At 51.1% G+C, this 25,403-nt stretch carries 24 protein-coding genes; 7 read left to right on the forward strand and 17 right to left on the reverse strand.

Annotated features, from left to right (window positions below; translation table 11 throughout):
• The 6 genes from FDX09_RS09090 to fieF all read right to left on the reverse strand — a co-directional run bounded on the left by FDX09_RS09090 (nucleotide 1) and on the right by fieF (nucleotide 7,063).
• On the reverse strand, nucleotides 1-1,473 hold the full coding sequence (locus FDX09_RS09090; RefSeq protein ID WP_038635979.1) for a DASS family sodium-coupled anion symporter: 1,473 nt from the start codon (nucleotides 1,471-1,473) through the stop codon (nucleotides 1-3).
• Between the two features lie 113 nt (nucleotides 1,474-1,586).
• Nucleotides 1,587-2,891: an SLC13 family permease gene (locus tag FDX09_RS09095; RefSeq protein WP_137347084.1), complete on the reverse strand. Its 1,305-nt coding sequence runs from the start codon at nucleotides 2,889-2,891 to the stop codon at nucleotides 1,587-1,589.
• A gap of 73 nt (nucleotides 2,892-2,964) precedes the next feature.
• A complete protein-coding gene (locus tag FDX09_RS09100; protein ID WP_038635973.1) occupies nucleotides 2,965-3,714 on the reverse strand; it encodes a CDP-diacylglycerol diphosphatase in 750 nt (249 codons plus the stop codon).
• 104 nt (nucleotides 3,715-3,818) lie between these two features.
• Nucleotides 3,819-4,808: a sulfate/thiosulfate ABC transporter substrate-binding protein Sbp gene (sbp, locus tag FDX09_RS09105; RefSeq protein WP_085049739.1), complete on the reverse strand. Its 990-nt coding sequence runs from the start codon at nucleotides 4,806-4,808 to the stop codon at nucleotides 3,819-3,821.
• A gap of 204 nt (nucleotides 4,809-5,012) precedes the next feature.
• Nucleotides 5,013-5,975 carry a 6-phosphofructokinase gene (pfkA, locus tag FDX09_RS09110; protein ID WP_006686196.1) on the reverse strand — a complete coding sequence of 321 codons (963 nt, stop codon included), beginning with the start codon at nucleotides 5,973-5,975 and terminating at the stop codon, nucleotides 5,013-5,015.
• Between the two features lie 185 nt (nucleotides 5,976-6,160).
• A complete protein-coding gene (gene fieF, locus FDX09_RS09115) occupies nucleotides 6,161-7,063 on the reverse strand; it encodes a CDF family cation-efflux transporter FieF (protein ID WP_038635968.1) in 903 nt (300 codons plus the stop codon).
• A gap of 323 nt (nucleotides 7,064-7,386) precedes the next feature.
• On the opposite strand from fieF, the gene FDX09_RS09120 reads away from it, so the two are divergent.
• Nucleotides 7,387-7,845 (forward strand): DUF3757 domain-containing protein, encoded by a 459-nt coding sequence (locus tag FDX09_RS09120; protein WP_137347085.1) that lies wholly within the window; start codon nucleotides 7,387-7,389, stop codon nucleotides 7,843-7,845.
• Between the two features lie 123 nt (nucleotides 7,846-7,968).
• On the opposite strand, the gene cpxP is transcribed toward FDX09_RS09120, so the two are convergent.
• Nucleotides 7,969-8,469, reverse strand: a complete 501-nt coding sequence (cpxP, locus tag FDX09_RS09125) for a cell-envelope stress modulator CpxP (RefSeq protein WP_069324867.1) — start codon at nucleotides 8,467-8,469, stop codon at nucleotides 7,969-7,971.
• Between the two features lie 150 nt (nucleotides 8,470-8,619).
• Between cpxP and cpxR the strand changes: the two genes are divergently transcribed.
• Together cpxR and cpxA are read left to right on the forward strand one after the other, a co-directional pair.
• A complete protein-coding gene (cpxR, locus tag FDX09_RS09130; protein WP_038635960.1) occupies nucleotides 8,620-9,318 on the forward strand; it encodes an envelope stress response regulator transcription factor CpxR in 699 nt (232 codons plus the stop codon).
• Complete coding sequence (gene cpxA / locus FDX09_RS09135) at nucleotides 9,315-10,688, forward strand: envelope stress sensor histidine kinase CpxA (protein WP_042313425.1); 1,374 nt, start codon at nucleotides 9,315-9,317, stop codon at nucleotides 10,686-10,688. The genes cpxR and cpxA overlap by 4 nt, the downstream gene beginning before the upstream one ends.
• A gap of 40 nt (nucleotides 10,689-10,728) precedes the next feature.
• On the opposite strand, the gene FDX09_RS09140 is transcribed toward cpxA, so the two are convergent.
• The 4 genes from FDX09_RS09140 to yiiM form a co-directional block, all read right to left on the reverse strand.
• On the reverse strand, nucleotides 10,729-11,979 hold the full coding sequence (locus tag FDX09_RS09140) for an MFS transporter (RefSeq protein WP_087856673.1): 1,251 nt from the start codon (nucleotides 11,977-11,979) through the stop codon (nucleotides 10,729-10,731).
• Nucleotides 11,980-12,096: 117 nt separating this feature from the next.
• Nucleotides 12,097-13,053, reverse strand: a complete 957-nt coding sequence (locus FDX09_RS09145; RefSeq protein WP_060683767.1) for a TIM barrel protein — start codon at nucleotides 13,051-13,053, stop codon at nucleotides 12,097-12,099.
• Nucleotides 13,054-13,060: 7 nt separating this feature from the next.
• Nucleotides 13,061-13,765, reverse strand: coding sequence for a GntR family transcriptional regulator (locus FDX09_RS09150; protein WP_060683053.1), 705 nt, complete (start codon nucleotides 13,763-13,765; stop codon nucleotides 13,061-13,063).
• 218 nt (nucleotides 13,766-13,983) lie between these two features.
• On the reverse strand, nucleotides 13,984-14,658 hold the full coding sequence (gene yiiM / locus FDX09_RS09155) for a 6-hydroxyaminopurine reductase (protein WP_137347086.1): 675 nt from the start codon (nucleotides 14,656-14,658) through the stop codon (nucleotides 13,984-13,986).
• A gap of 152 nt (nucleotides 14,659-14,810) precedes the next feature.
• Between yiiM and FDX09_RS09160 the strand changes: the two genes are divergently transcribed.
• Complete coding sequence (locus FDX09_RS09160) at nucleotides 14,811-15,707, forward strand: dihydrodipicolinate synthase family protein (protein WP_137347087.1); 897 nt, start codon at nucleotides 14,811-14,813, stop codon at nucleotides 15,705-15,707.
• 41 nt (nucleotides 15,708-15,748) lie between these two features.
• On the opposite strand, the gene kdgT is transcribed toward FDX09_RS09160, so the two are convergent.
• Entirely contained in the window at nucleotides 15,749-16,732 is a 984-nt protein-coding gene (gene kdgT / locus FDX09_RS09165; protein WP_038635946.1) for a 2-keto-3-deoxygluconate transporter, read from the reverse strand.
• Nucleotides 16,733-16,968: 236 nt separating this feature from the next.
• The gene (gene sodA / locus FDX09_RS09170) at nucleotides 16,969-17,589 is read right to left on the reverse strand and encodes a superoxide dismutase [Mn] (RefSeq protein WP_038635943.1); all 621 of its coding nucleotides are present in this window, start codon (nucleotides 17,587-17,589) and stop codon (nucleotides 16,969-16,971) included.
• A 288-nt stretch (nucleotides 17,590-17,877) separates the two neighbouring features.
• On the opposite strand from sodA, the gene rhaT reads away from it, so the two are divergent.
• Nucleotides 17,878-18,912, forward strand: a complete 1,035-nt coding sequence (rhaT, locus tag FDX09_RS09175; protein WP_042313441.1) for an L-rhamnose/proton symporter RhaT — start codon at nucleotides 17,878-17,880, stop codon at nucleotides 18,910-18,912.
• Nucleotides 18,913-19,001: 89 nt separating this feature from the next.
• Here rhaT and tssD read toward each other — a convergent pair whose 3' ends face one another.
• The 4 genes from tssD to rhaS form a co-directional block, all read right to left on the reverse strand.
• A complete protein-coding gene (gene tssD / locus FDX09_RS09180; protein WP_137347088.1) occupies nucleotides 19,002-19,481 on the reverse strand; it encodes a type VI secretion system tube protein TssD in 480 nt (159 codons plus the stop codon).
• A 186-nt stretch (nucleotides 19,482-19,667) separates the two neighbouring features.
• Nucleotides 19,668-20,381 (reverse strand): hypothetical protein, encoded by a 714-nt coding sequence (locus FDX09_RS09185; protein ID WP_137347089.1) that lies wholly within the window; start codon nucleotides 20,379-20,381, stop codon nucleotides 19,668-19,670.
• Nucleotides 20,382-20,563: 182 nt separating this feature from the next.
• Nucleotides 20,564-21,403, reverse strand: coding sequence for an HTH-type transcriptional activator RhaR (gene rhaR / locus FDX09_RS09190; protein ID WP_110496321.1), 840 nt, complete (start codon nucleotides 21,401-21,403; stop codon nucleotides 20,564-20,566).
• Between the two features lie 79 nt (nucleotides 21,404-21,482).
• Nucleotides 21,483-22,331, reverse strand: a complete 849-nt coding sequence (rhaS, locus tag FDX09_RS09195) for an HTH-type transcriptional activator RhaS (protein ID WP_038635932.1) — start codon at nucleotides 22,329-22,331, stop codon at nucleotides 21,483-21,485.
• 299 nt (nucleotides 22,332-22,630) lie between these two features.
• Between rhaS and rhaB the strand changes: the two genes are divergently transcribed.
• Both rhaB and rhaA read left to right on the forward strand, forming a co-directional pair.
• Nucleotides 22,631-24,100, forward strand: coding sequence for a rhamnulokinase (rhaB, locus tag FDX09_RS09200; protein WP_137347090.1), 1,470 nt, complete (start codon nucleotides 22,631-22,633; stop codon nucleotides 24,098-24,100).
• Entirely contained in the window at nucleotides 24,097-25,356 is a 1,260-nt protein-coding gene (rhaA, locus tag FDX09_RS09205) for an L-rhamnose isomerase (RefSeq protein ID WP_137347091.1), read from the forward strand. Before rhaB ends, rhaA begins: the two co-directional genes overlap by 4 nt.
• Nucleotides 25,357-25,403 lie beyond the last annotated feature (47 nt).

Raw genomic sequence — 25,403 nt, forward strand, 5'->3', positions numbered from 1 at the left:
TTACCAGTATCCCAGCCAGTGCCACCAGAAGGCACCGGTTATCCCCCAAATGGTCAGGTTGACCACACTCATTACCAGTCCCGTTTTCCACCACTCCGCCAGCGTGACATAGCCTGAACCAAAGATGATAGGCGCAGTACCCGTGCCATAGTGCGTGAGCGACATCATCAGCGAGGAGGAGAAGCCGAGCATCAACCCAAGCAGCGCCGGCGGCGCGCCGAGGCCTAATCCTGCGGCGAAGAATGCAGCGAACATCGCCGTGATATGCGCGGTTGTACTGGCGAAAAAGTAGTGCGAGTAGACGTAAAGCAGGATCAGCAATAGCGTCGCGATGCTCCAGTGCACACCAAGATGGTCGATTGCGCTACCCACGCTGGTTGCCAGCCACCCCACCAGCCCCAACTTGCTGAGAAAATCCGCCATCATTACCAGCGCCGCGAACCAGACTATGGTATCCCACGCGCCACGGCACTTAAGAATGTCATCCCAACTTAATACGCCCGCCATCAACAGAATCGACAAACCAATTAACGCGGCGCTGGTAGGGTTTACACTCCAGCCACTGCCCATCAACATCGCGGGCACTCCCGCCCACAGGCAGAGCAGCAAAATGAAGACTGCCAGAGTAATTTTCTCTGCCAGTGAAAGCGGACCTAGCGCATCCAGTTTTTGTCGTGCGAACTGAGGCGCATTTGGCGTGCGTGTGATGGCTGGCGGGTAGAGCCACCAGATAACAATCGGCATAACGACCAGTGAGACCACCGCGGGAAGCAGCGCGGCGATAGCCCACATTCCCCAGGTCATATTCAGCACACCATCGGTTCCCTTCGTTAAAAAGCTAACGATTAAGGGGTTAGGCGCAGTCGCGGTGATGAACATTGCCGAGCTGATGGGGTTAATGTTGTAATTCACCAGCGCCAGATAGCGGCCCGTTGAGCCATTCTCGTTGTTGCCCGGCTGCGATCCGAGGCTTTCCGCAATCGCCCGCATTACCGGGTGAATAATACCGCCGCCACGCGCCGTGTTGCTTGGCGTAACCGGCGCAATCAGGGTTTCCGCAAGGGTTAATGCCCACGCAATACCCAGCGTTCTTTTACCAAACAGCGCAATAAACCCGTAGCCAATACGCGCGCCCAACCCGGTCTTTAACAGGCTTTGCGACAGCATGATGGATAAACCAATCAGCCAAATCAGTTGATTAGAGAAGCCGCTCAAGGCATCGTTCAGCGCGGCCGAGGGTTTACCGGGGTTAGTGACGCCGGTCATCGCCACCAGCATAATCGCCACAACCGCAATGGCGCCAATGGGCATGGCTTTACCGATAATCGCTGCGATCGTACCAATGAACAACGCCAGCAGATGCCACGCTTGCGGAGTGACGTCAGGCGGACACGGGATAACAAACCAGATGGTCAGCGTGATCGCGAGCGAAATGATGGCAGGCCAACAGCGGATAGGGGTCAAACTGTCCATGAATCAATCCTTGAGTTTCCAGTGCGCAAATCTGCGCCTCGGTATTAACCGCCATCAGCCCAAATAAAACAATTCATCATCTCACAAAACAAAAAATTAACATTTAGATACAGTTATAATTTACCCAGTATACTGAACCAGAGGTAATCCAACGGCAGAAGCAACAGATACGTTGCCGCCGCCAGCGCCATACACAGCAGCATCCCCGCCCTCGCAGGCACTTTCCCAAGCGCCATCGCCACAACAATGGGTGAAGCCTGATACGGCAGCAGCGGTGTGGAATACCCCAGAACCTGAATCATAATCACCGACAGCAGCGGGAATCCTGTGGCATCGGCAAAGCTTTGCGCCAGCGTGGTATACAGCGCCGGAACACCGTTTGCCGTCATAATAAAATTGAGTGCGGTGGTAATGCCGGTCAGAGCGAGGAAGCTGGTGAACGGTTTTTCCGCGTCCAGCGGCATCACCTGTAACAGCGCCTCGCCCACCGCACTGCCAATACCGGTCTGCGTGACGGTGATCGCCAGCCCCAGAATACCCGCCACGTAGATACAGGTACGGATATTGACCCCACTGGAAAACTCCTCGCCATTAATAAAGCCAACCCGAGGTAGCAGCGTGATAACCGCCGCCGCCAGTCCGGTCCACGCTGGACCAATGCCGTGCCAGCTTTCGCTTACCCACAAAAACAACACCACCGCTAACATCCATGCCAGACGTTTTTCATCCCGGCTCATCGGCTCAGACGGCGTCAAATCTCGCGGCGCATGGGGCTTACCAGGAAACAGCCAGCAGATAAGTACGATGAGTATCGCGCCTTTGAGCCAGCCCAGAACCGGCGTATGCAGCAGTAAATAAGGCAGATAATTCAGGTGGATACCGTAGGAACCTTCCGCTGCGCCGCTCATCACCAGATTCGGCACGTTAGCGGGTAAAATCGTCGCGGAAAGCTGGAACGTCCCAAACCCGACGGCCAGCGCCAGACCATACCAGGCTCGCGTGCCGTCGTTAATTCCCGCCCGTTTCGCCATCGCGGCAACAATCGGCATCAGTAGCGCAATGCGCCCCATGTTGGACGGCATTACAAACGCCAGCGCATAACTTAGCAGTACCACACTCGCTACCATTAACAGCCAGGAGTCGGTCAATCGCGATGACAGCGCCCTCGCCGCCCTGTCCGCCAATCCCGTTTTACGAATCGCGATACCCAGCACGAATCCACTGAAGACCAGCCAGAACGCCGACGACGCAAAGCCGCCAAAAATCACATCCGGTGGCGCGATTTTGGCCACCATCGCCACGGCAAAGAACAGCAGCGCCGTTATAAATTCCGGCAGCAGCGACGTCGCCCAGAGAAGAATGGTGATGCCAACCACCAGAGAAGGGATAAACAGAGGGTGCGAAAGCCAGAGCGACATGCCTGTCTCCTGTTGTTTTTTTCAACAAGAATACGGGGACAGGCATGCGGAGTAAACGCCAGATTAGGTAGGGTTAGCGCAGAATATCACATTGATGATCCTGAATTTCCTCAGCAGAGGCGAGATTCAGCGACAGCAAGTTACGCTGAGTCGCCAGCAGGACAAAGGACTCATCGCTCTGGCGCACCATCGCCAGCGCATAGCTGCCCATATGTTCTCGCGCATCCGGTACCTCTTCCGCCAGCATAATAAACGGGCTGCGTTGCGCCAGTTCATTCTCCGTGACGCGACGCGCCAGATATTCATGCCCACGTAATCCACCCGGCAAAGGCAACCAGCGGGTGCTGATTTTCGCCATGTTGTCATCCAGCTGTTTTCTGACATCGGTCCGCAGGCAGGAGATATGAATGTGTAGGTGATTTTGCGTACGACCGCTACGCGAGTTAATGGTCAGCGATACCGCTTTGTCAGGGATCTCCTGACCGTATTTTTGGCTCATAAAGCTACGCGCCTGCCAGGCCAGCCAGAAAAAGTTCGGCGTGCCTGATTCCAACAGCAACGGGCTTTCCGTACCATTGATACGGTAACCAGGCATCAAGAGATATTGCAGCGGACCGTTACGATCTTTGAACACCACATACCCGGCGTCTGGTTTCACTTCCACGCACGGTGCGGGATCCTGCTGCTGCAACTGGTGCGGCAAGCATTGCTGAAGAACAATCTGGCGTAACGCGTCCGGGTTGCCGGTGAATTTCCAGTAACCAATGCCAGCAGCGGCAGCCACCACAATCACCGCCAGTAAAAGATAACCTGCTTTTTTCATTACGCGTTCCCTGTATCCTATTGAGGGGCAAGAGTAACGCAAAACCATGACAAATAAAAAACCCGGTCGCGTTATGCCACCGGGTTGGTAACTCACAGATTTATTTAACGCTTGCTGATCTGGTCGAACGTACCGCCGTTAGAAAAGTGCTCTTTCTGTGCTTTCGTCCAGCCGCCAAACTCTTCGTCAATGGTGAACAGCTTCAGCTTCGGAAAGACATTTTCGTATTTCTTCGCCACTTCAGCATCACGCGGACGGTAGAAGTTTTTCGCTGCTATCTCCTGACCTTCCGGCGAGTAGAGATACTTCAGGTAGGCTTCCGCTACCGCTTTGGTGTCTTTCTTTTCCACCACTTTGTCGACCACGGAAACGGTCGGCTCCGCGAGAATCGATTCACTCGGGGTCACTATCTCGAATTTATCTTTACCCAGTTCGTTCGTCGCCAGTAGCGCTTCGTTTTCCCAGGCAATCAGCACATCACCGATACCGCGTTCAACGAAGGTATTGGTTGAGCCACGCGCACCAGAGTCCAGCACTTCAACGTTTTTAAACAGGGCTTTGACAAAGTCTTGCGCTTTGGCCTGATCGTTATTGTTGTGGTGCAGGGCGTAGCCCCATGCCGCCAGATAGTTCCAGCGTGCGCCGCCTGAGCTTTTCGGGTTTGGCGTAATGACGGACACACCCGGTTTGACAAGATCGTTCCAGTCATGAATTTGTTTTGGATTGCCTTTGCGGACCAGGAAAACGATGGTGGAGGTGTAAGGTGCTGAGTTATCCGGCAGACGCTTGATCCAGTTTTTATCGATACGACCACGTTCAGCAATAGCGTCCACATCGTAAGCCAGCGCCAGCGTCACGACATCGGCTTCAATACCATTAATGACGGAAGTCGCCTGTTTACCCGAACCGCCGTGCGATTGGCGGATCACGACGTTGTCGCCAGTTTCCTGCTTCCAGTGCGCGCTAAAAGCTTTGTTGTACTGCTCGTACAGTTCACGCGTTGGATCGTACGATACGTTAAGTAACTGAATGTCCTTTGCCAGAACGCTGGTCGATGCCAGCAATAATGTTAACCCTACGCCCCATTTGTTCATCGCCCAGCTCTCTTATGTGGTGTTGTGATGAGCAAAGCGTGCCAGAAAGCGATCCAAACATTAAAGAATAAAAAAAGATTTGCTATAACTTCGAGGAATAAATCTGAGGGATTGCCGGATGGCGGCTAGCGCCTAATCCGGCCTGCAAGTCTCAGCAACCTGAAGGCCGGATAAGCGTAGCGCCATCAGGCGCGCAAAAAACAATCAGTACAGTTTTTTCGCGCAGTCCAGCCAGTCACCTTTGAAAGGACGCTTCATGTTTTCGATAGCGTCGATGATGTCATGGTGAACCAGTTTTTCGTTCTGAATACCTACGCAACGACCACCGTGACCTTCGAGCAGCAATTCAATGGCATACGCGCCCATACGGGACGCCAGAATACGGTCATAAGGAACCGGAGAACCACCACGCTGGATGTGACCCAGTACGGTTGAACGCGTTTCACGGCCCGTTTCTTTCTCGATGTAATGCGCCAGTTCGTCAACGTCGCACATGTGCTCAGTGATCGCTACAATCGCGTGCTTTTTACCTTTCGCGATACCGGCTTTGATTTCAGCAACCAGATCGTCACGGCTGAATTCTACTTCCGGAACCACTACGAACTCACAACCGCCGGCAATCGCTGCCGCCAGGGTCAGATCGCCACAGTAGCGGCCCATCACTTCAACGATAGAGATACGCTGGTGAGAAGAAGAGGTATCACGCAGACGGTCAATCGCTTCGACGACAGTACCCAGCGCGGTGAAATAACCGATGGTGTAGTCGGTGCCCTTGATATCGTTGTCGATAGTGCCCGGCAGACCGATGCACGGGAAGCCCATTTCAGTCAGGCGTTTCGCACCCATGTAAGAACCGTCACCGCCGATAACAACCAGGGCGTCGATGCCACGCTTCTTCAGGTTTTCGATAGCCACCGCACGCACGTTTTCGTCGCGGAATTCCGGGAAGCGGGCAGAACCGAGGAAGGTACCGCCACGGTTGATCATGTCGGACACGCTATAGCGGTCAAGCTGGACCATACGGTCTTCATACAAACCCAGGTAGCCATCATGGATCCCCATGACTTCCAGCCCTTCCGTCAACGCTGCACGCACAACACCACGGATTGCTGCGTTCATGCCCGGCGCATCACCGCCGCTTGTCAACACACCGATTTTCTTAATCATGACTACCTCTGAACTTTGGAATGCAAAATGAAATCTGCTGCCGGAAGTCGATTCCGCATATCGAAACGATCCAACGAATATGCAGATAGTATAACAATCACTTCCTGCTGAATTGATTCAGGTCAGGCCAAATGGTGGTAATTTATACACAAAATGCTGGCCTGGTTCACTTTTTTTACAACGAATTATGAAAGCTCAAACATCTTGCCTTCCTTGGGTACGACCGAACAGGGATCCTGATGAATGATGACATCCGATCCCGGGAAACGTCGCAAAATTGCCTGCTCGACCTGCTCAGCCACTACATGCGCCTGAACGAGCGGCAGATTATCTTCCATTTCCAAATGAATCTGAATAAAGCGGGTCGGCCCTGACTGCCGCGTACGAAGATCGTGAGCGCCGCTGACTCCCGGCCATGACGTCACGATATCAATAATTTCCTGACGTTCTTCATCGGGTAAAGCGCGATCCAGCAATGACTGTACCGCCTCATACCCCATGCGTAATGCGCTATATAAAATATAGATGCCAATCCCGAGCGCAAACAAGGCATCTGCGCGATGCCAGCCGTACCATGCCAGCCCAAGCGCAATGAGAATTGCACCGTTCATCATAACATCAGACTGATAATGAAGCATATCCGCCCGAACTGCCTGACTTTGCGTACGCTTTACCACCCAGCGCTGAAACGAGACCAGTATGATTGTGCACACTAACGCAATGATGGTGACAATCACCCCGACACCGGGATCTTTCATCGGCGTGGGTTGGATAAGATGCTGAATCCCGGTCAGGAATAAAAACAGCGCCGAACCGGAAATAAACATGCTTTGCGCCAGCGCCGCCAGCGATTCCGCTTTACCATGTCCGAAGGTATGTTCATCATCGGCCGGCTGCAAAGAATAGCGCACCACCAACAGGTTGGTTAACGACGCCGCGATATCCACCAAAGAATCCACCAGTGCAGCCAGAATACTGACCGATCCGGTGTACCACCACGCAAAAATTTTGATCAAAAGTAACAGCGATGCCATCACGGTCGCCGCGATTGCCGCCCGACTAACCAGCCGCCCATAGGTTTGATTCATAAACACTCCTGCCATCATCTTGGCGTAGTATAACTCATAGCGATGATCGTCTGACGACAGCGAAGTGTAGAAAATGAGATATAACCGTTTAGCACCAGCCTGAGTAAACAATTATCAACAAAGTGAATAATAGAAAACATTTTATATATATCATTTAGCATCAATTAAAAATCAAACGACCTAAATAATAATAAAAATCGGCACAGCCTCTGAATTACTCATAATTAATATCGCCTTTACTACTCTTTTTTCATTATATTTTCCTTGCAGGTCACTTATTCACTCAGTAATAGATAAGTCAAGCGAATATAAAGGAAAAAATAATGAAACATAGTATATGTACTGCGCTTACGCTCGCCCTGCTTTCAGGCTCTGCGGCAGCCGCGACGGAAAGCATGCAATGCCCAGCGCCAGAAAACATCACTTATGAAAACCATATTTATACCTATCCCGTTACCTTATCCGGATGGGAAGGGAGCTGGAATTCTCAAGTACACCAACAGAAGGACATTAAACGCTTCGTCACTGCACTTTATTTTGCAAAAAATAAACTGGCTGAAGGCGTATTAGTCAACTGCACTTACGAACTGGCAAACGGCCAGGAAATTGACCTGACGTATAGCCGTAAAGGGAAAGAGAATATACTCAGCAATCTGATTGTGTCGATTGAAGGAAACGATAACTGGTATCCTGAATCGGCCGCGAAAACCGAACGTTTTTATGATTGCGACAAGTCAGCAGACGCCTGCGGATTCGAACCACTGCAGACAGTCTATAACTGATCCCTTCTCCCTTCGCCTGCCACCCAAGCACGCCCCATCAGAGACCGTTTTTTGGGCAAAAAAAACCCCCACATCATGTGGGGGAAGACAGGGATGGTGTCTATGGCAAGGAAAACAGGGTTACTACTGGGAACGTGAGTTGCTACTACTCAATAAATTCAACGATGAGCTTTTTTGCCAGTGCGCGACGTCGCGCAGTTGCTCCATTCGTTGTTCATGTTTCTCATTTAAAACCGCTTGCTGCTCGGGCGTTAACAGGCGATACATCTGGTTGCGAATCCTGGCTATTTCAACCTGGCGGGCAACCTGTTCTTGCGCCATTCTTTCTGCCTGAGCGCGCACAGCGCTTTCATCAAATTTCTCTGCGGTGACAAGGCGATGCATTGTCTCCATTTCGCTAACATTAACAGGAGGCTGTTCGTGTCTTGCCTGCTGCATTAAATCTCGCATCTGTTGACGTTGATGTTCGGTTAAACTGATACCGTCAAACATGTGGCTCTGTACGCTGCGTTGCGCGGAGCCTTCACCCAGGTGCCAGTGATCGCCTGTGACGACTTCAGCTGCATGGCTTAAGGTACTGAATGCCAGCGTTGAGGCCATGACGGCAGCGGTAACTTTGCCCATCACTTGCTCCCAAAATCTTTTCTGTCGCGATTCAACGAGAGACAGTTTACGATTCGGGCTGCAAACATGCGTCAGGGGGTGTAAAACAACGTAAAGTCATAGATTAGCGACGCCTGATGACGTAATTTCTGCCTCGGAGGTACGTAAACAATGAATAAAATCCTGTTAGTTGATGATGACCGAGAGCTGACTTCCCTGTTAAAGGAGTTGCTCGAAATGGAAGGTTTCGATGTGCTGGTTGCCCATGATGGGGAGCAGGCGCTCGAGCTTCTGGATGACAGCATCGATTTACTTTTGCTCGACGTCATGATGCCGAAGAAAAACGGCATCGATACACTGAAAGCGCTTCGCCAGACACACCAGACCCCCGTAATCATGCTGACCGCTCGCGGCAGCGAATTGGATCGCGTTCTCGGCCTTGAACTGGGCGCGGACGACTATTTACCGAAACCGTTTAACGACCGCGAACTGGTCGCGCGCATCCGCGCTATTCTGCGTCGCTCGCACTGGAGCGAACAGCAGCAGAGCAGCGACAACGGTTCGCCGACTCTGGAAGTGGATGCGTTAAGCCTCAACCCAGGTCGCCAGGAAGCCAGCTTCGACGGGCAAACTCTGGAGCTAACCGGCACCGAATTCACCCTGCTCTATTTGCTGGCGCAGCATCTCGGCCAGGTGGTTTCGCGTGAACATCTAAGCCAGGAAGTGCTGGGCAAACGCCTGACGCCTTTTGATCGCGCGATCGACATGCATATCTCGAACCTGCGTCGTAAGCTGCCAGAGCGTAAAGATGGGCATCCGTGGTTTAAAACGCTGCGTGGTCGTGGCTACCTGATGGTCTCCGCTTCATGATAGGGAGTTTAACCGCACGCATCTTTGCCATCTTCTGGTTGACGCTGGCACTGGTGTTGATGTTGGTACTGATGCTACCCAAGCTCGACTCACGTCAGATGACCGAGCTACTGGACAGCGAGCAGCGCCAGGGGTTGATGATTGAGCAACACGTTGAAGCTGAACTGGCGAACGATCCACCCAACGATTTGATGTGGTGGCGTCGCTTGTTTCGGGCGATAGACAAGTGGGCGCCGCCAGGACAGCGGTTATTACTTGTTACCACGGAAGGACGCGTGATCGGCGCAGAACGCAACGAAATGCAGATCATTCGTAACTTTATTGGTCAGGCCGATAACGCCGACCATCCGCAAAAGAAAAAATACGGTCGCGTTGAGATGGTCGGGCCTTTTTCCGTCAGAGACGGTGAAGATAACTACCAGCTGTATCTCATTCGACCTGCCAGCAGCTCGCAATCTGACTTTATCAACCTGCTGTTCGACCGACCGCTGTTGTTGCTGATCGTCACCATGTTAGTCAGCTCTCCGTTATTGCTCTGGCTTGCCTGGAGTCTGGCGAAACCGGCGCGTAAGTTGAAAAACGCGGCAGATGAAGTGGCCCAGGGCAACCTGCGTCAGCATCCGGAACTGGAAGCCGGTCCGCAGGAGTTTCTGGCGGCGGGCGCCAGCTTTAACCAGATGGTGACGGCGCTGGAGCGGATGATGACCACGCAGCAACGCCTGCTGTCGGACATCTCTCATGAGTTGAGAACGCCGTTGACGCGTCTGCAACTGGGCACTGCCCTGCTGCGTCGTCGTAGTGGCGAGAGCAAGGAGCTGGAGCGCATTGAAACAGAAGCGCATCGGCTGGACAGCATGATCAACGACCTGCTGGTGATGTCACGTAATCAGCAGAAAAACGCGCTGGTCAGTGAAACGGTGAAAGCCAATCAGCTATGGGGCGAAGTGCTGGATAACGCCGCCTTTGAAGCCGAGCAAATGGGTAAATCGCTCACGGTGAATTTCCCGCCGGGTCCGTGGCCGCTGTACGGTAACCCAAATGCGCTGGAAAGCGCACTGGAAAACATTGTGCGCAACGCCCTGCGCTATTCACACACGCAGATTGAAGTGGGCTTCGCGGTGGATAAAGACGGGATCACCATCACCGTGGACGACGATGGTCCGGGTGTTAGCCCTGAAGACCGGGAGCAGATTTTCCGTCCGTTCTATCGTACCGATGAGGCGCGCGATCGCGAGTCTGGCGGAACGGGGCTGGGTCTGGCGATTGTGGAAACCGCGATCCAGCAGCATCGTGGCTGGGTGAAGGCCGAAGACAGCCCGCTGGGTGGTTTACGGCTGGTGATTTGGTTACCGCTGTACAAACGCGCTTAACAGGCTTCCCCGGTCACGTATTGCCGGGGAAGCACTCACATTATGCAGTTGCGGTCGCAGCCGCTAGCTTTTGCTTTTTAATCCGCTTCACCAGGATTGTCGAACAGATAAAGCCCATTAAGCTGAACGCAATCATCACGCTAAAGACATAGTTGTAGCCCGTGATGCCGCTATTGGTGTCCAGCAAATAGCCGTATAACGTGTACGCAAACATGGCGGGCATATAACCGATGATGCAACCAAATGCCATTGCCGAACCGGCATACTCACGTGGCGTACCAATCTCATCCATCGGCGCGAAGAAAATCGCACGCTGTGAGAAGATAATCGCCCCGAATCCTAATGTTGCGGCCATACCGATATACACGTTCATTGTTTGATGCGGCAACTGCATGAAAACAAGCATCGCAACGGCAGAGATCAGAAAGGTCCATTTCAGGTACACCGTCGGCGATTTAGCAACCTTATCCGCCAGCAGCCCACCAATCGGCCCTCCTACCATTTTTAACGCATACTGGTTGATGATGCCGTACGCGCCGACCAGTGCTACCGGCAACATGTAGATGTCTTTTAAGAAGGGGATAAAGTAAGTCAGCCCACAATATGCGGCGTAAACGAAGAAAATCCCTAAAGAAGCCAACCAGACGTTAGGGCAGGACAAAACATGTTTAATACCCTTTAACACTTCCATATTAGCACTGGTATTCTCGCCGCCTTTCACTTTGTCGTCATCGACAATAAAGTACGTCACAATACCTGCCGCAAGCGTAATGACCGTATAAAACAACAGACCCGCCTGCATTCCCGCTTTGCCTTCACCAAACTGAACAAAAACAAACAGGGCGCCAGAAGCGACGATGACATCCACCACGCCGCGTCCGGCTTCTAAAAAGCCAAACATGCGACCTTGTTCTTCTTTCGTACCCAGCAGACGTACGGCTTTCAGCAATACCGGCCAATACACCACATCGGCAAAGAACGCCATTGCGGCAAAGCAAATGAGATAACCGGTAAATGACGGTAGCGTTGCCAGATATAAACCGCAAAGCCCTACGCCGATCAGACCAAAGGGTAATAATATTTTCTTAGAATAACGGTCTGCAATATAGAGCGAAAGAAACAGTCCGGTTGTCTGAACAATCGTATAAACCGTAAAGCTTAAGCCAATCTGCGTATTGGTTAAACCCCAGTCATTTTGCATTGGCACATAGAAAACATCTTTCATACTTGAAAGTTTGAATATTGTGCCGCCGCCTAAAATCAAAAAACAAAGCCTTGCCCATTTATTCATGAACATGAGTAAACCCTCATTGCTTGTTGAGAGAAATATCCAGATTAAATTATATAATTAATAAAATTGTAGAGTTATTTTCATAACCCTTTTCGCATTTAGTAAAATTTTAAAAAGTTATTGATTACCTATAAATTTATTACACAAGTCACGAATATATTTTATTTGAGCCAGAGCATGTTCTTTTTCCTGCGCCAGTCGCGCATCAATCATGTCAGCGTCAGGTAGCGGCGTATAACTTGCATCGCGCCATGGGATCCAGGGATTATCACCTTCATCATCGAAACGAAATGCCGGTGCATAATATTCAACCTCTTCTTCCAGACCAAATGCATGTACTTGCGGTTTATCTTCACCTAAGAGTAATAATGCTTTGAGCATCTCTTCCATGGGTAAGTCGCCGTATCCAGAACGACAAGCCTCATGCCCCCAGCCTTTACCTTCTTTAATAATTTTAGCGTCTTTGATATGTACCTGAGTGATCAGAGGAGACATAACCTCTAACGCAGAAAGCGGCTGCTCATTGGCATTAATCATGTTGCCAAAATCAAACAGAATAGAGAGATTCTTCATTCCACTATTCTTAACCAGCGTCACCAGCTCATGGCCTTGCAGATCTTCATGCTGCTCGATGGTAAAGCTTAGGCCGCAATCATCATACTGAGACAACCACGCAATATCATTGGCGATCTTCGCCATAACATCGTTGAGATGCCCTTCATAGCGCGGGTAGAAACGAACTGACGTTGCGCCAGTTGCCACGGCAATACGGATCGCATCCGTCAACGTCGCCTTGTCCGATGCGCTCGTTTCGATATGCACATCCAAATTATATTTTTTGGCCTTTTCTTTAAAATCGTGTAACTGTCGATCGTTTAGTTTCTGCAGTGACTGGGATTCACCATCCTCAACATGTATTTTTACACCTTTTAATTTTTGCTGATATGCAATATCCAGAAGATCGCCAGGAAGGACTCTCTCATAGCGCATATTCAGATGAAAGGCATAAGCATGTAGGTACAGCGGTATATTTCTCGCGCGTTCAGCGAGAAGTTCCTGGTTATATTTTCCCATAGTTTTCTCATTCATCACGAATAACAAGTTCCACTGATTCAAGTCGCCAGTACTCAAAATCAACCTGAACCACTTTTTTATCTCGGGTTGCCCGATGTTTTTCTACTAAAATTCCATAAGTATTTGGCGCAACGCCCAGTTCTTTACAGGCCACTTCCGGCATGTTGACCGGTTTAAAAATCATTTCTTTGATATTTAATACATGACCAAACGCATCTTCCCAGACGCTGGCAAAAGACTGATTGCCAAGTTTGTTTATGAATCCTGGCGCAACATCGGCATCAATATAGGATTCATGATAAAACACTTTATGCGAATCAAGACCACACCAGCCGGTAACTAAATAGCGATCGCCGGAGGAGAGAAAAACATCCTCAACATGGTGCGGAACCGTCTCAATCGTTTCCTTGGTCAAATAATCCCAAAAAGGTTTACGCCCCTGGGCACAGGCCTCGGCATTGAAGCTGGAAAGTGATTTCGGGTTATAAATGAATCGCTTCGATGAAATAAACCACCCGCTACGGTTCTTGCGGAAAATACGTGCATCAATCTCCAGCTCGATCAGAACCTGACGTAAGGTCATGCGCTTTGCATCCAGCAGCTCACATAGCTCTCTCTCCGAAGGCAATTTGGAGCCCGCTGGCAAATTATTCTCGTTTAACCAGCTTTCAAAGCGCTCTCTGAGCACATCAACATTGTTTTTCTTTTTCATCTCACTCAATCTGGTTTAAACCAATTTGAAGCTAAGATATTTGAGTGCACGAAATACTCAAGTTTTTTTTCAACGCATCGTTTCTTTTTGTGGGCCAGGTATCAAGAATGGCCTGGACACATGGCGCGACAGGCAGGTTTTAGTACGTGAGGAGATGAACCATGAGGACGATAAATCAGGTGTCGCCACCTGATTTAATGGCAAGCTAAAGGTGAGCGTTATTTCCCCCACAAACGGCGGGAATTATCTTCGATCTTGCCGCTTAAACGGCGCTTTTGCATCGTTCTGGTCCAGCTCTTCGATAACCCGGCAGCCGACAGTAAACGGTGATACTGCGAGTCATCAAACGGCATATGCCAGGCAATGGCAATCGCCTCGCGCACGCTGACGTCGCTGACGCGTGACGTCAGGATCAACGGCGCGTCCGCCGAAACCTGACCGGGAGCGATGACGCTGCATAGCCAGCCCGTCTTGCCCGCATTCTGCATCTGGCTGGCCATATCACTAATGCCAAAATGGAAATTCAGCTTAAAGCACGGCGAGCGCGGCTGTGTGACCTGAATCAGCGCGTCTCCCCACTGGAAAATGTCGCCAATATACACATTCTCTTCCGTCAGCCCCTCAGTGGAGAGGTTTTCGCCAAAAGCGGGCGCGACAAATAACTCCGCCTGCTCCGGAAACTCTTGTCTCCAGTGCTGATAGTGTTCACGCGGATAGTGGCACAGCGCGCGATCCGGTCCGCCGTGAATTTTCGTTTCCGCCTGTTCATCCCCCGTCAGGCCCAGTTCGGTCAGCATCAGCTCACCATCGACCTGAACTTTAGCAATCGCGCTGGGACGGCTTCCCGTGTAGTCCCGAATCTTGCCTGTAAAAACATCGACCGGATATCGCATCTGTTCCCTCTCCCGATAAATTTCCCCCATTACACCATATTTATTTTATCCCAGTCGCTCAAAATGAGAGCACGGTTCACATGAAGCTTAGGGACACATGCTATCAATGTAAGCTGGTTTTGAAACATCATTTCAAATAAGGAGTCGACTACGTGACTGGTCAATCGCAATTTGCTGGCGTCTGGTGCCCTTCCATTACGCCAATGGATAATGACGGCAAGATCGATCTCAACGGTCTGAGCCAGCATCTCAAACGTTTAACCGAGGCCAAAATCGACGTGATTTTGCTGATGGGCAGCATCGGGGAGTTTGCTTCCTTTACGCTCGAAGAACGACTGCTGCTGATCCGTGAAGCCCGGGCCATGAGCTCGCTGAAGATGGTCGCCAACGTCTCATCCACCTGCCAGAATGATGTTCTGTTGATGGCGCAGGAAGCATATCGCACAGGTTATGATGCCGTGATGATCCTGCCGCCTTACTACTACGGACAAACGGCGAAACAGCTGCTGAGCTACTTCCGCCAGTTGGGACAGAAACTCAGCGGTAAATGGTTTGCCTATAATTTCCCGGCGCGTACCGGCTGTGATTTAACGCCGGAGCTGGTTGCCACTCTCGCTGCCGAGTTCCCAGATTTCGCAGGCATCAAAGATACCGTCGACTGTCAGTCACATACCCGCAGTATGATTCAGACAACGCGCGCCGTGCGGGAAGATTTTGCCGTACTGTCCGGTTATGACGAATACTACATTCCTAACCTGCTGGCAGGCGGGGCGGGGATTATTTCAGGGTTGAACAACGTCATGCCGGAACTGTTTGTCAGCGCGCGGGAGGCGTTTAAGCAGGGCGACCTGGCGATGCTTCGCGATATTCAGGACCAGATTGGCACCTATATGTCCATCTACGCCATTGGCGAAGATTTTGTCACCACCATCAAAACCGTGGTATCGCGTAAGTTTGGCTACTGCACCGGCGTGTCACGTAATGCTGGCGGAGAGTTGAATGAGGGGGAATGTCGGACTATTGATGAGGTGTTCGTCGTCAAAGGTTAACTGACTAAGCCGGATGGCGCAGACCATCCGGCAAAAGAGGCTTACTTCACGGTACCACGAAGATCAATTTCCGCCGCCCTGGCTTTGACCTTTTTCGACCAGATGGACGTGATAATCGGTACCAGAATGGAGGTCACAATCACCGAGGTCGCCACCAGAGAGGTTGCCGCTGGCGCCATCGGTTTAAATGCCGGAACCATTTCAGCAATCAGTACCGGCGTGGCAACCGCCGCACCCGCTGAACTGGAAGCGGCAATCCCCGCCGTTCCATCGCCGCCGCCAATCAGTTTATCGGCGATAATCAATGGGATCCCGGTGATGATAATCACCGCCACGCCCAGCAGAATCCCCAGCACGCCGGTCTGCGCAATCACGCTCAAATCGATGGTGTTACCCAGCGCGAAGGCGAAGAACGGGATCAGCGTCTGCACCGCTTTGCTGAAGAACTCCCGCAGTTCAGGGTCCAGATTACCCAGCGCAAAGCCAATCAGGAATGGTAATACAGCCCCTACAAACACGTGCGGTTCAAACGAAGCAATCCCGGCGGTTCCCAGAATCACCATGGTCATCAGCGGGCCTGATTCCAGAGACATCAGGACAAATGCCCCGGCCTCTTCTTTGGTGCCATACTGCTGCATAATCGAGGCGTACAGCCCACCGTTGGTCATATCCATGGCGGCCACCAGCGCCAACGTGGACAACCCGGCGAAGAACCCGACTTCCACACCGTGTTCCGGCAGGATGCGTGAGGCAATTGCCGCCACCACCCACGCCACCAAAATTTTGGTGATGACCAGCGTGCCGGATTTACGCAGCACGGTGCCGGTTGCACTTAGCTTAATCGACGCGCCCATACAAAAAAACCAGACCGCCAGAATAGGCACCGTACCGGTGATCATACCGTTGGTAAATGAGCCGAAATATTTCCCGGCGCCGGGTGAAAAGGTGTGACATAACGCGCCGAGGAAAAGCGGCACCAGCATCATCCCGCCAGGGATTCTCTCTATCGTTCGTTTGATCTGCATTTCCATCACCTGTAGACATAAAAATGGGGCAATTTTTATGGGCGATTGCATCTTGCTTTTGAGATGCGCCCGTCTTGATGAACAGAAGATAGACATTCAGAGGAATTATAAAAGTGATCCCACCCGCACAATAAAACATTGTTTCAATTTAAATGGATCATCGTTCCCATGTTGATTTTGATCACAAAAAAGCCCCCACAAGCAGTGCTTGCAGGGGCATTATTTAAGCGTAGAACTTATTTTTTAGCGGCGAAACGCGCTGCTGCTTCGTCCCAGTTCACCACGTTCCAGAACTCTTTAATGTAGTCCGGACGACGGTTCTGGAATTTCAGGTAGTAAGCGTGTTCCCAAACGTCCAGACCGACGATAGGGAAGCCAGAAGCGCCAGAAATGGCTTCACCCATCAGCGGGGAATCCTGGTTAGCGGTGGAAACAACAGCCAGTTTGTCACCTTGCAGAACCAGCCACGCCCAGCCGGAGCCGAAACGGGTGGCCGCTGCTTTTTCAAATTCAGCTTTGAAGTTGTCAACAGAGCCGAAGTCACGTTCGATAGCCGCTTTCAGGTCGCCCTGCAGCGTCGTGCCGGTTTTCAGGCCTTTCCAGAACAGGCTGTGGTTAGCGTGGCCGCCGGCGTTGTTACGCAGTACGGTTTTCTTGTCCGCTGGCAGTTGATCCAGTTTGGTGATCAGCTCTTCAGCCGACAGGCTGGCGAATTCAGGCAGACTTTCCAGCGCAGCGTTTGCGTTGTTTACGTAAGTCTGGTGGTGTTTGGTATGGTGAATTTCCATCGTCTGCTTATCGAAGTGCGGTTCAAGGGCATCATAAGCGTACGGCAGGGATGGCAGTGTATAACTCATAATCATCTCCAGTGTTGTCGGGCGGCCAGTGTTAACGCCGCGTAAGCAGTTGGGTCATTATAGTTAATTAAATGATATTGAAAATGATTATCAATGCCGTACTTTTTACAAGGTTTTAATCAATCAGTTCATTGTAAAAGATGTGAACCGAATCACCCACTTAACGTGATGATTGCCAACATGCGCAAAATGGCGGCAAGCGTTAAAAGGTTAATACCCTGCGTAATTTTTAAACTCGTCAGGTCGGAGGGGTCATTACCGACGATAAAAAATAACGAGGATTAAGTCATGAGTAACGCGATTACGATGGGTATCTTTTGGCATTTGATAGGCGCAGCCAGTGCAGCTTGTTTCTATGCCCCGTTCAAGCAGGTCAAACATTGGTCATGGGAAACGATGTGGTCGGTAGGCGGGATCGTCTCCTGGCTTATCCTTCCGTGGACTATCAGCGCTATGTTACTTCCCAATTTCTGGGCCTACTTCAGCTCCTTCAGCCTTTCCACACTAGCCCCGGTATTTCTTTTCGGGGCGATGTGGGGGATTGGCAACATTAACTATGGCCTGACCATGCGCTATCTCGGTATGTCGATGGGTATCGGCATTGCGATAGGTATTACGCTGATTGTCGGCACGCTGATGACCCCGATTATCAACGGCAACTTTGATGTGCTGATCAACACCTCCGGCGGACGCATGACGCTGCTTGGCGTGTTGGTCGCACTGATTGGCGTGGGCATTGTTACCCGTGCGGGTCAATTAAAAGAACGCAAAATGGGCATCAAAGCCGAAGAGTTCAACCTGAAAAAAGGGTTGGTTCTGGCGGTCATGTGCGGCATTTTCTCCGCGGGGATGTCATTTGCGATGAACGCCGCGAAACCGATGCACGATGCCGCCGCCGCATTGGGTGTGGACCCGCTGTATGTCGCTCTGCCCAGCTATGTGGTTATCATGGGCGGTGGTGCGCTGGTTAACCTGGGTTTTTGCTTTATTCGTCTGGCAAAAGTGAAGAACTTGTCGATAAAAGCCGACTTCTCGCTGGCAAAACCGCTGATCATCAGCAACGTGCTACTCTCCGCGCTCGGTGGCTTGATGTGGTATCTGCAATTTTTCTTCTACGCCTGGGGTCACGCGCGTATTCCGGCACAGTATGACTATGTAAGCTGGATGCTGCACATGAGTTTCTATGTCCTGTGCGGCGGGATTGTTGGTCTGGTATTGAAAGAGTGGAAAAATGCGGGTCGACGTCCGGTCAGCGTACTGAGTCTTGGCTGCGTGGTAATTATTGTCGCGGCAAACATTGTTGGTCTGGGAATGGCCAGCTAAGCATGCTGGGTACTGAGATGACGCCACTGGCTCGGCGTCATCTATCGTTAGTTTGATACACACAAATTTTTATTTGCCAGATTAATTTTTTAATAGGTAGTACGGTGATTCCATTCATCGGTATAGATGATATTACCATCGCAATGCTTCCAGGTGATTTTCTCGTAGCGAAGCAGTACCGTTTCAAGATGTGTACCTGTTGATGAGCCGGGATACAAATCAGGCGTGATGGACGTAAGCTTTACGTTGTGAAGAATGATGTTGAAATATTCCTTTTCAATCCCTGCTTCATTAATTGAGTACATTTTGATCGTCGCTGATTTGAGCGTAGCTCCGGTACTTAATGCTCTGTACAAAAAAGGTGTAACCCGGTCGAATTCTTTTTGAAACATGATGGGTGCATGAATTCGCGTACCCGTTAGGCGCCCTGTATTACTATCAACCGGGATATTGATATTGTGAGTCAGTGACTTTATTTCAATAGCTCCGACACGTCCGACAACCAGAGATGAGCCTGACATAGGAGAACCATTTTCATCTGTTAGCCACAAATAAGCTGGGTTAGACATTTAAACTCCTTTTATTTAAACTTGGTGAACCGTGAAGTCAATCGGGGAAACAACCACATCAGAATAATAAGTGTAATTAATGTTAGCAATAAACAATATTTAGGGAACAGATGAAGCCATAATAAACCAAAGCCTATTACCAGAACTGGAAACACTACACCTTCTAATAAAAGTGTTATCAAACTCTTAAACACTAAAATCCCCCTGTAAAAAATCAGCTAAGTCATCAAGATTTGAGAAGAGTTGAGACTTTGCTCTGCTAATCATTTTGGAAATTGCTGGTTCGACAAAATAATAAAGCATTTCAAGCTTTGCCTGATATAAAATCCAATAATAATTTGAATCCACTGCTTTTAGATGACGGGCAGCAAGCGCACACTTTTGTTGAACGCCGAAAAACTGAAGCACGAATACTGCTTGTGGTAGCTTTGCAGATAGACGTTCAACAATGATTTTAGACATTAAACCAGACTGAGACAACGCAAGAGAAGCCGCGGAAGCAAAAGCGTACCTGGTCCCTCCTGCAATATTCATATGAGAGGCTATTGCTGACATTTTTCTGATTAACTGACGCGCCGAACCTTCTGGATTACCTTCATCAACATCATCACTTATCATTTTGAAGTACAAATAGAGCATATATGCAATTACATCACGATATCTATATATAGACTCTATGGAATAGAGTATTCTTATTTCTTCAGTCTTTAACTCCTGACAAACATCATTGTATTGCGGTATAAAGCATGATGAATACCAACTAGCTCGCTCCATACCCGAATATATATCTGAAGCAACTCCCCGGGCTGACTGCAAAACTCCACCAACCGCATTCTGAGTGGTTAGCGCCAGCCGCCTGTCATTTTGAAATTTCATTCTTAAATAGTCAGAAGCCTGCATTGTTTAACGCCCAATAATTTCTGGTAAATTATTTCAACATACGCTGATCATTCTCTCCTGATAATGGTCGTTATTCCTATTTTAGGCTTTATTTACAGAAGTGAGCCATCGCGAAATTTTCAATTTTTGGAGGGATCGCTGTCAGATTTTATCATCTTGATATCCGACGTAATCATGGTTACTCACTCAGCCAGATGACGCCACTGGCTCGGCGTCATCCCGGTTTCCCGCGTAAACACCACCGAAAAGTAGTTACTGTCCTCAAAGCCACAGCGCATGGAAATCTCACTAATCATTAACCGGCTGTGCTTGAGCAGATACTGAGCATGGCAAACCCGCACCTGGCGGAGATACTGGTTGATGGTCATCCCGGTCTGGCTGCGAAACTGCTGGCGCAAAACGCGTTCGCTGCACTGTTCGCGCTCGCAAAATTTATCCAGTTCGAAAGCATGCTCATGACTCCCGGCTAATGCGGTAATGAGTTTATCCAACAGTGTTTCACTCGACGTTGCCGGGAGCGTATCTGTCGCATAACGATGGCGTTTAAGGAGGGTCACCAGTTGCCCGAACAGCAGTTCCGCCATGTTAAAAGCCTGCGCATCGCGTTGATTGCTTTCATGCTCAAGCTGGCTTATCACCTGCCTGGCCTGAGTCATGCCAACGCTGCCGAGTCGCCAGTGCGGCTGCCGTGGCGTACCGTTAAATCCGGGGATCGCCCCTTCCCAGTCAACATTCAGCGTTAACCGCTCCGGGCAGTAGATGATATTTTGCAAAACTAGGTCATTTACGGAAGTGTAGGAATGTTTGTCTTCAGCGCGAATGTAAAACAGATCGCCACGGGTTATCCGGTACGGACGATCGTTAAGAACATGCAGACCATTGCCGCGCCAGACCAGGACCAGCTCGCAAAATTCATGGGTATGTTCCGCAAAGACATCCTGCGGATAACGGTCAGCCACGGCGACAGCCTGCTGTTCATGCGCGAAAAAGTCTGATGTCAGAAGGATTAGCTGATTCGCCATCACAATATTCCCTGCCATCCGGCGTTAAGGAACATGATTATCTGAGATTCGGCGGTAAAAAACGTTGATAGCTTTCGCGTTACTGCAGGCTGCTTCCCGCAATGAGATCGCGCCCCTGACGAATATCGCGTGGCGACCAATTAAACTCCCGGCGAAAAAGCGTCGAAAAGTGATTACTGTCGCCGAAACCGCAGAGATACGCGATATCCGTCACGCTGTCCTCACTATGACGAAGCAGATGTCTCGCTTTAATAAGCCTCAGGCGATTAAGGTAGCGCTGGGGCGTCAATCCCGTTTGTTGTTTAAGCTGGCGATGCAGTGTGCGCAAAGAGAGCGAAAACTTTTCGGCCAACGCCTCCCAGCACACCTCATCAGCAAAGTTATCTTCCAGCCACGCCATCAGAAGGTTAAGCCGCGCGTCGTTATCGGTTGCCGCTGCCATCAGGCTGCTTTTACGCAACACGACCAGTAGCTGCATAAACAGAATTTCACGATTTGCCGCCGTCGGCGTATCCATTCCTTCACCGAGCGCTTCCATTTGCCCCACCAACTGTCGGACCTGCTGTAATACCCCCTGGTTTACCCGCCAATGGGATGGATACTGCCCATTCTGTTCCTGAGGTAAAAGCTGATTCAGCCCGGCTAAAAATTGAAACGCATCCGGAGAGCGATACAGGACATTGGTCAGACACAAATTGTCAGTATGTTCATATAAATGCCGGTCATGATCGCGGACGAAACACACCGTACCACCGCTGATGGCATACGGCTGCCCGTTGAACACGTGGATCCCCGTACCATGCTCGACCACCACAATTTCATGAAAATCATGATGATGTTCAGGAAACGCGGGTTGAGGAAGCCGCGGTTCAATAGCCACTGGCGCTTTACCTGTCGGAAAAAAGTCTACGCAATGCAGTACAGTCATGACGGCTCCCCTGTTTAGCGAATATGGCTGAATAGTAATTAAGGGTTACTACCCTCACCTTAAATTTTTGACGCCAAAGTGCGTAAACATGGTCAATTCTTCAAGATACGGTGGGAAAGATCGGGAATTGCGGAAGGCGTCACATCTGCCCGAATCCACCCCATGAGTAGAAACTGTGAACATCATCACGTTCACCTTTGCCATGTTGCCAGCCGCTAATTGTGCCTGTCACTGTTAAGAAGGTACGTCTTATCGGGGGTTCTTAGACTGAGTGCAATAAAACTCAGAAGGACCTCGCTATGACTTTTCGCCATTGTGTCGCTGTCGATCTCGGCGCATCCAGCGGGCGCGTAATGCTGGCGCGTTACGACAGTGAACACCGCACCCTGACGCTGCGTGAAATCCACCGCTTCGTTAACTGCCTACAAAAAACGGACGGTTTTGACACCTGGGACATCGACAGCCTGGAAAACGACATTCGTCTGGGTCTGAAGAAAGTCTGCGATGAAGGCATTCTGATAGACAGCATCGGCATTGATACCTGGGGTGTGGATTACGTGCTGGTCGATAACGCCGGTCAGCGCGTCGGTCTGCCGATCTCTTACCGTGATAATCGCACGACAGGCATTATGTCGCAGGCGATGGTGCAACCGGGTAAAAACGAGATTTACCGGCGTAGCGGTATTCAATTTCTCCCCTTTAACACCCTGTATCAGTTGCGCGCGCTGGTTGAACAGCAACCAGAATTGCTCCCGCAGGTGGCGCATGCCCTGCTGATCCCCGACTACTTCAGTTTTCGCCTGACCGGTGAAATGAACTGGGAATACACCAATGCCACCACCACCCAGTTAGTCAATATCAATACCGACGACTGGGATGACACGCTGCTGGCGTGGACCGGGGCAGACAAAACCTGGTTTGGTCGCCCGACGCATCCGGGGAACGTCATTGGCCACTGGATTTGCCCGCAGAAAAATCAAATTCCGGTCGTGGCGGTTGCCAGTCACGACACGGCCAGCGCGGTCATTGCTTCGCCGCTCGCCGATAAAAACAGCGCGTATCTCTCTTCCGGCACCTGGTCGCTGATGGGCTTTGAGAGCAGAACGCCGTATACCAACGATGCGGCGTTGACGGCGAATATTACCAACGAAGGCGGCGCGGAAGGGCGCTACCGGGTACTGAAAAATATTATGGGGCTGTGGCTGCTCCAGCGCGTATTAAAAGAGCGTCAGATCGACGACCTGCCAACGCTTATCGCCGAAACGCAAGCGCTGCCGGCTTGCCAGTTCCTGATAAACCCGAACGACGATCGCTTTATCAACCCCGACGATATGAGTGCGGAAATTCAGGCGGCCTGTCGTGAATCGGGCCAACCTGTTCCTCTGCAAAACGCCGAACTGGCGCGCTGTATCTTCGACAGCCTGGCGCTGCTGTATGCCGACATTCTGCAAGAGCTGGCGGACCTGCGTGGTGCAGCGTTTAGCCAATTACACATTGTTGGTGGCGGTTGCCAGAACGCGTTACTGAATCAGCTGTGCGCGGATGCCTGCGGTATTCGCGTTATGTCCGGGCCGATTGAGGCCTCCACGCTCGGCAACATCGGCATCCAGTTGATGACGCTGGACGAGCTTAACAACGTCGATGATTTCCGTCAGGTAGTGCGTGCCAACTACGACCTGACCACCTTCATTCCCAATCCGGAAAGTGAAATTGCCCACTACCAGGCGCAGTTTCAATCACTACGACAGACAAAGGAGCTTTGCGCATGACCACTCAACTTGAACAAGCCTGGGAACTGGCAAAACTGCGTTTCGCCGCGGTAGGTATTGATGTCGAGGCGGCCTTACGCCAGCTCGATCGTCTGCCGGTCTCCATGCACTGCTGGCAGGGCGATGACGTCGCCGGTTTCGAAAACCCGGAAGGCTCGCTCACTGGCGGAATTCAGGCTACCGGCAATTATCCTGGCAAAGCGCGCAACGCGACCGAACTGCGTGCCGATCTGGAGCAGGCGCTGAGCCTGATACCGGGTCCAAAACGCCTGAATCTGCATGCGATCTATCTGGAATCCGATACGCCGGTTGCCCGCGACCAAATCAAACCGGAACACTTCAAAAACTGGGTTGAGTGGGCGAAAGCAAACCAGTTAGGGCTGGATTTCAACCCGTCCTGCTTTTCTCACCCGCTGAGCGCCGACGGCTTCACGCTGGCCCATGCCGATAACCACATTCGCCAGTTCTGGATTGACCACTGCAAAGCCAGCCGTCGCGTCTCGGCGTATTTTGGCGAACAGTTGGGTACGCCGTCGATAATGAACATCTGGATCCCGGACGGTATGAAAGATATCACCGTTGACCGTTTAGCGCCGCGCCAGCGCCTGCTGGAAGCACTGGACGAAGTGATCAGCGAGAAACTCGACCCGGCGCACCATATTGACGCCGTTGAGAGCAAGCTGTTTGGCATCGGCGCCGAAAGCTACACCGTCGGCTCCAACGAGTTCTATATGGGCTACGCCACCAGCCGCCAGACCGCGCTGTGCCTGGATGCGGGACACTTCCATCCGACTGAAGTGATTTCCGACAAAATCTCTGCCGCCATGCTGTATGTACCGCGCCTGCTGCTGCACGTCAGTCGTCCGGTGCGCTGGGACAGCGATCACGTGGTGCTGCTGGATGATGAAACTCAGGCGATTGCCAGCGAAATCGTCCGCCACAACCTGTTTGATCGCGTACACATCGGTCTCGACTTCTTCGACGCTTCCATTAACCGCATCGCGGCATGGGTTATCGGCACCCGCAATATGAAAAAAGCCCTGCTGCGCGCGCTGTTAGAACCAACCGAGCAACTGCGTCAGCTCGAAACCAGCGGCGACTACACCGCACGTCTGGCCCTGCTGGAAGAACAAAAATCACTGCCGTGGCAGGCCGTCTGGGAAATGTATTGCCAGCGCCACGACACGCCAGCGGGCAGCCAGTGGCTGGATAGCGTTCGCGCCTATGAAAAAGAGATCCTGAGCAAACGTAGCTAATAGCGACACCTGATCTGTAGGCCGGATAAGACGCCCCGCGTCGCCAT

It is taken from the genome of Citrobacter sp. wls717, from assembly GCF_005280955.1.
GTDB classification, from domain to species: Bacteria; Pseudomonadota; Gammaproteobacteria; order Enterobacterales; family Enterobacteriaceae; genus Citrobacter; species Citrobacter werkmanii.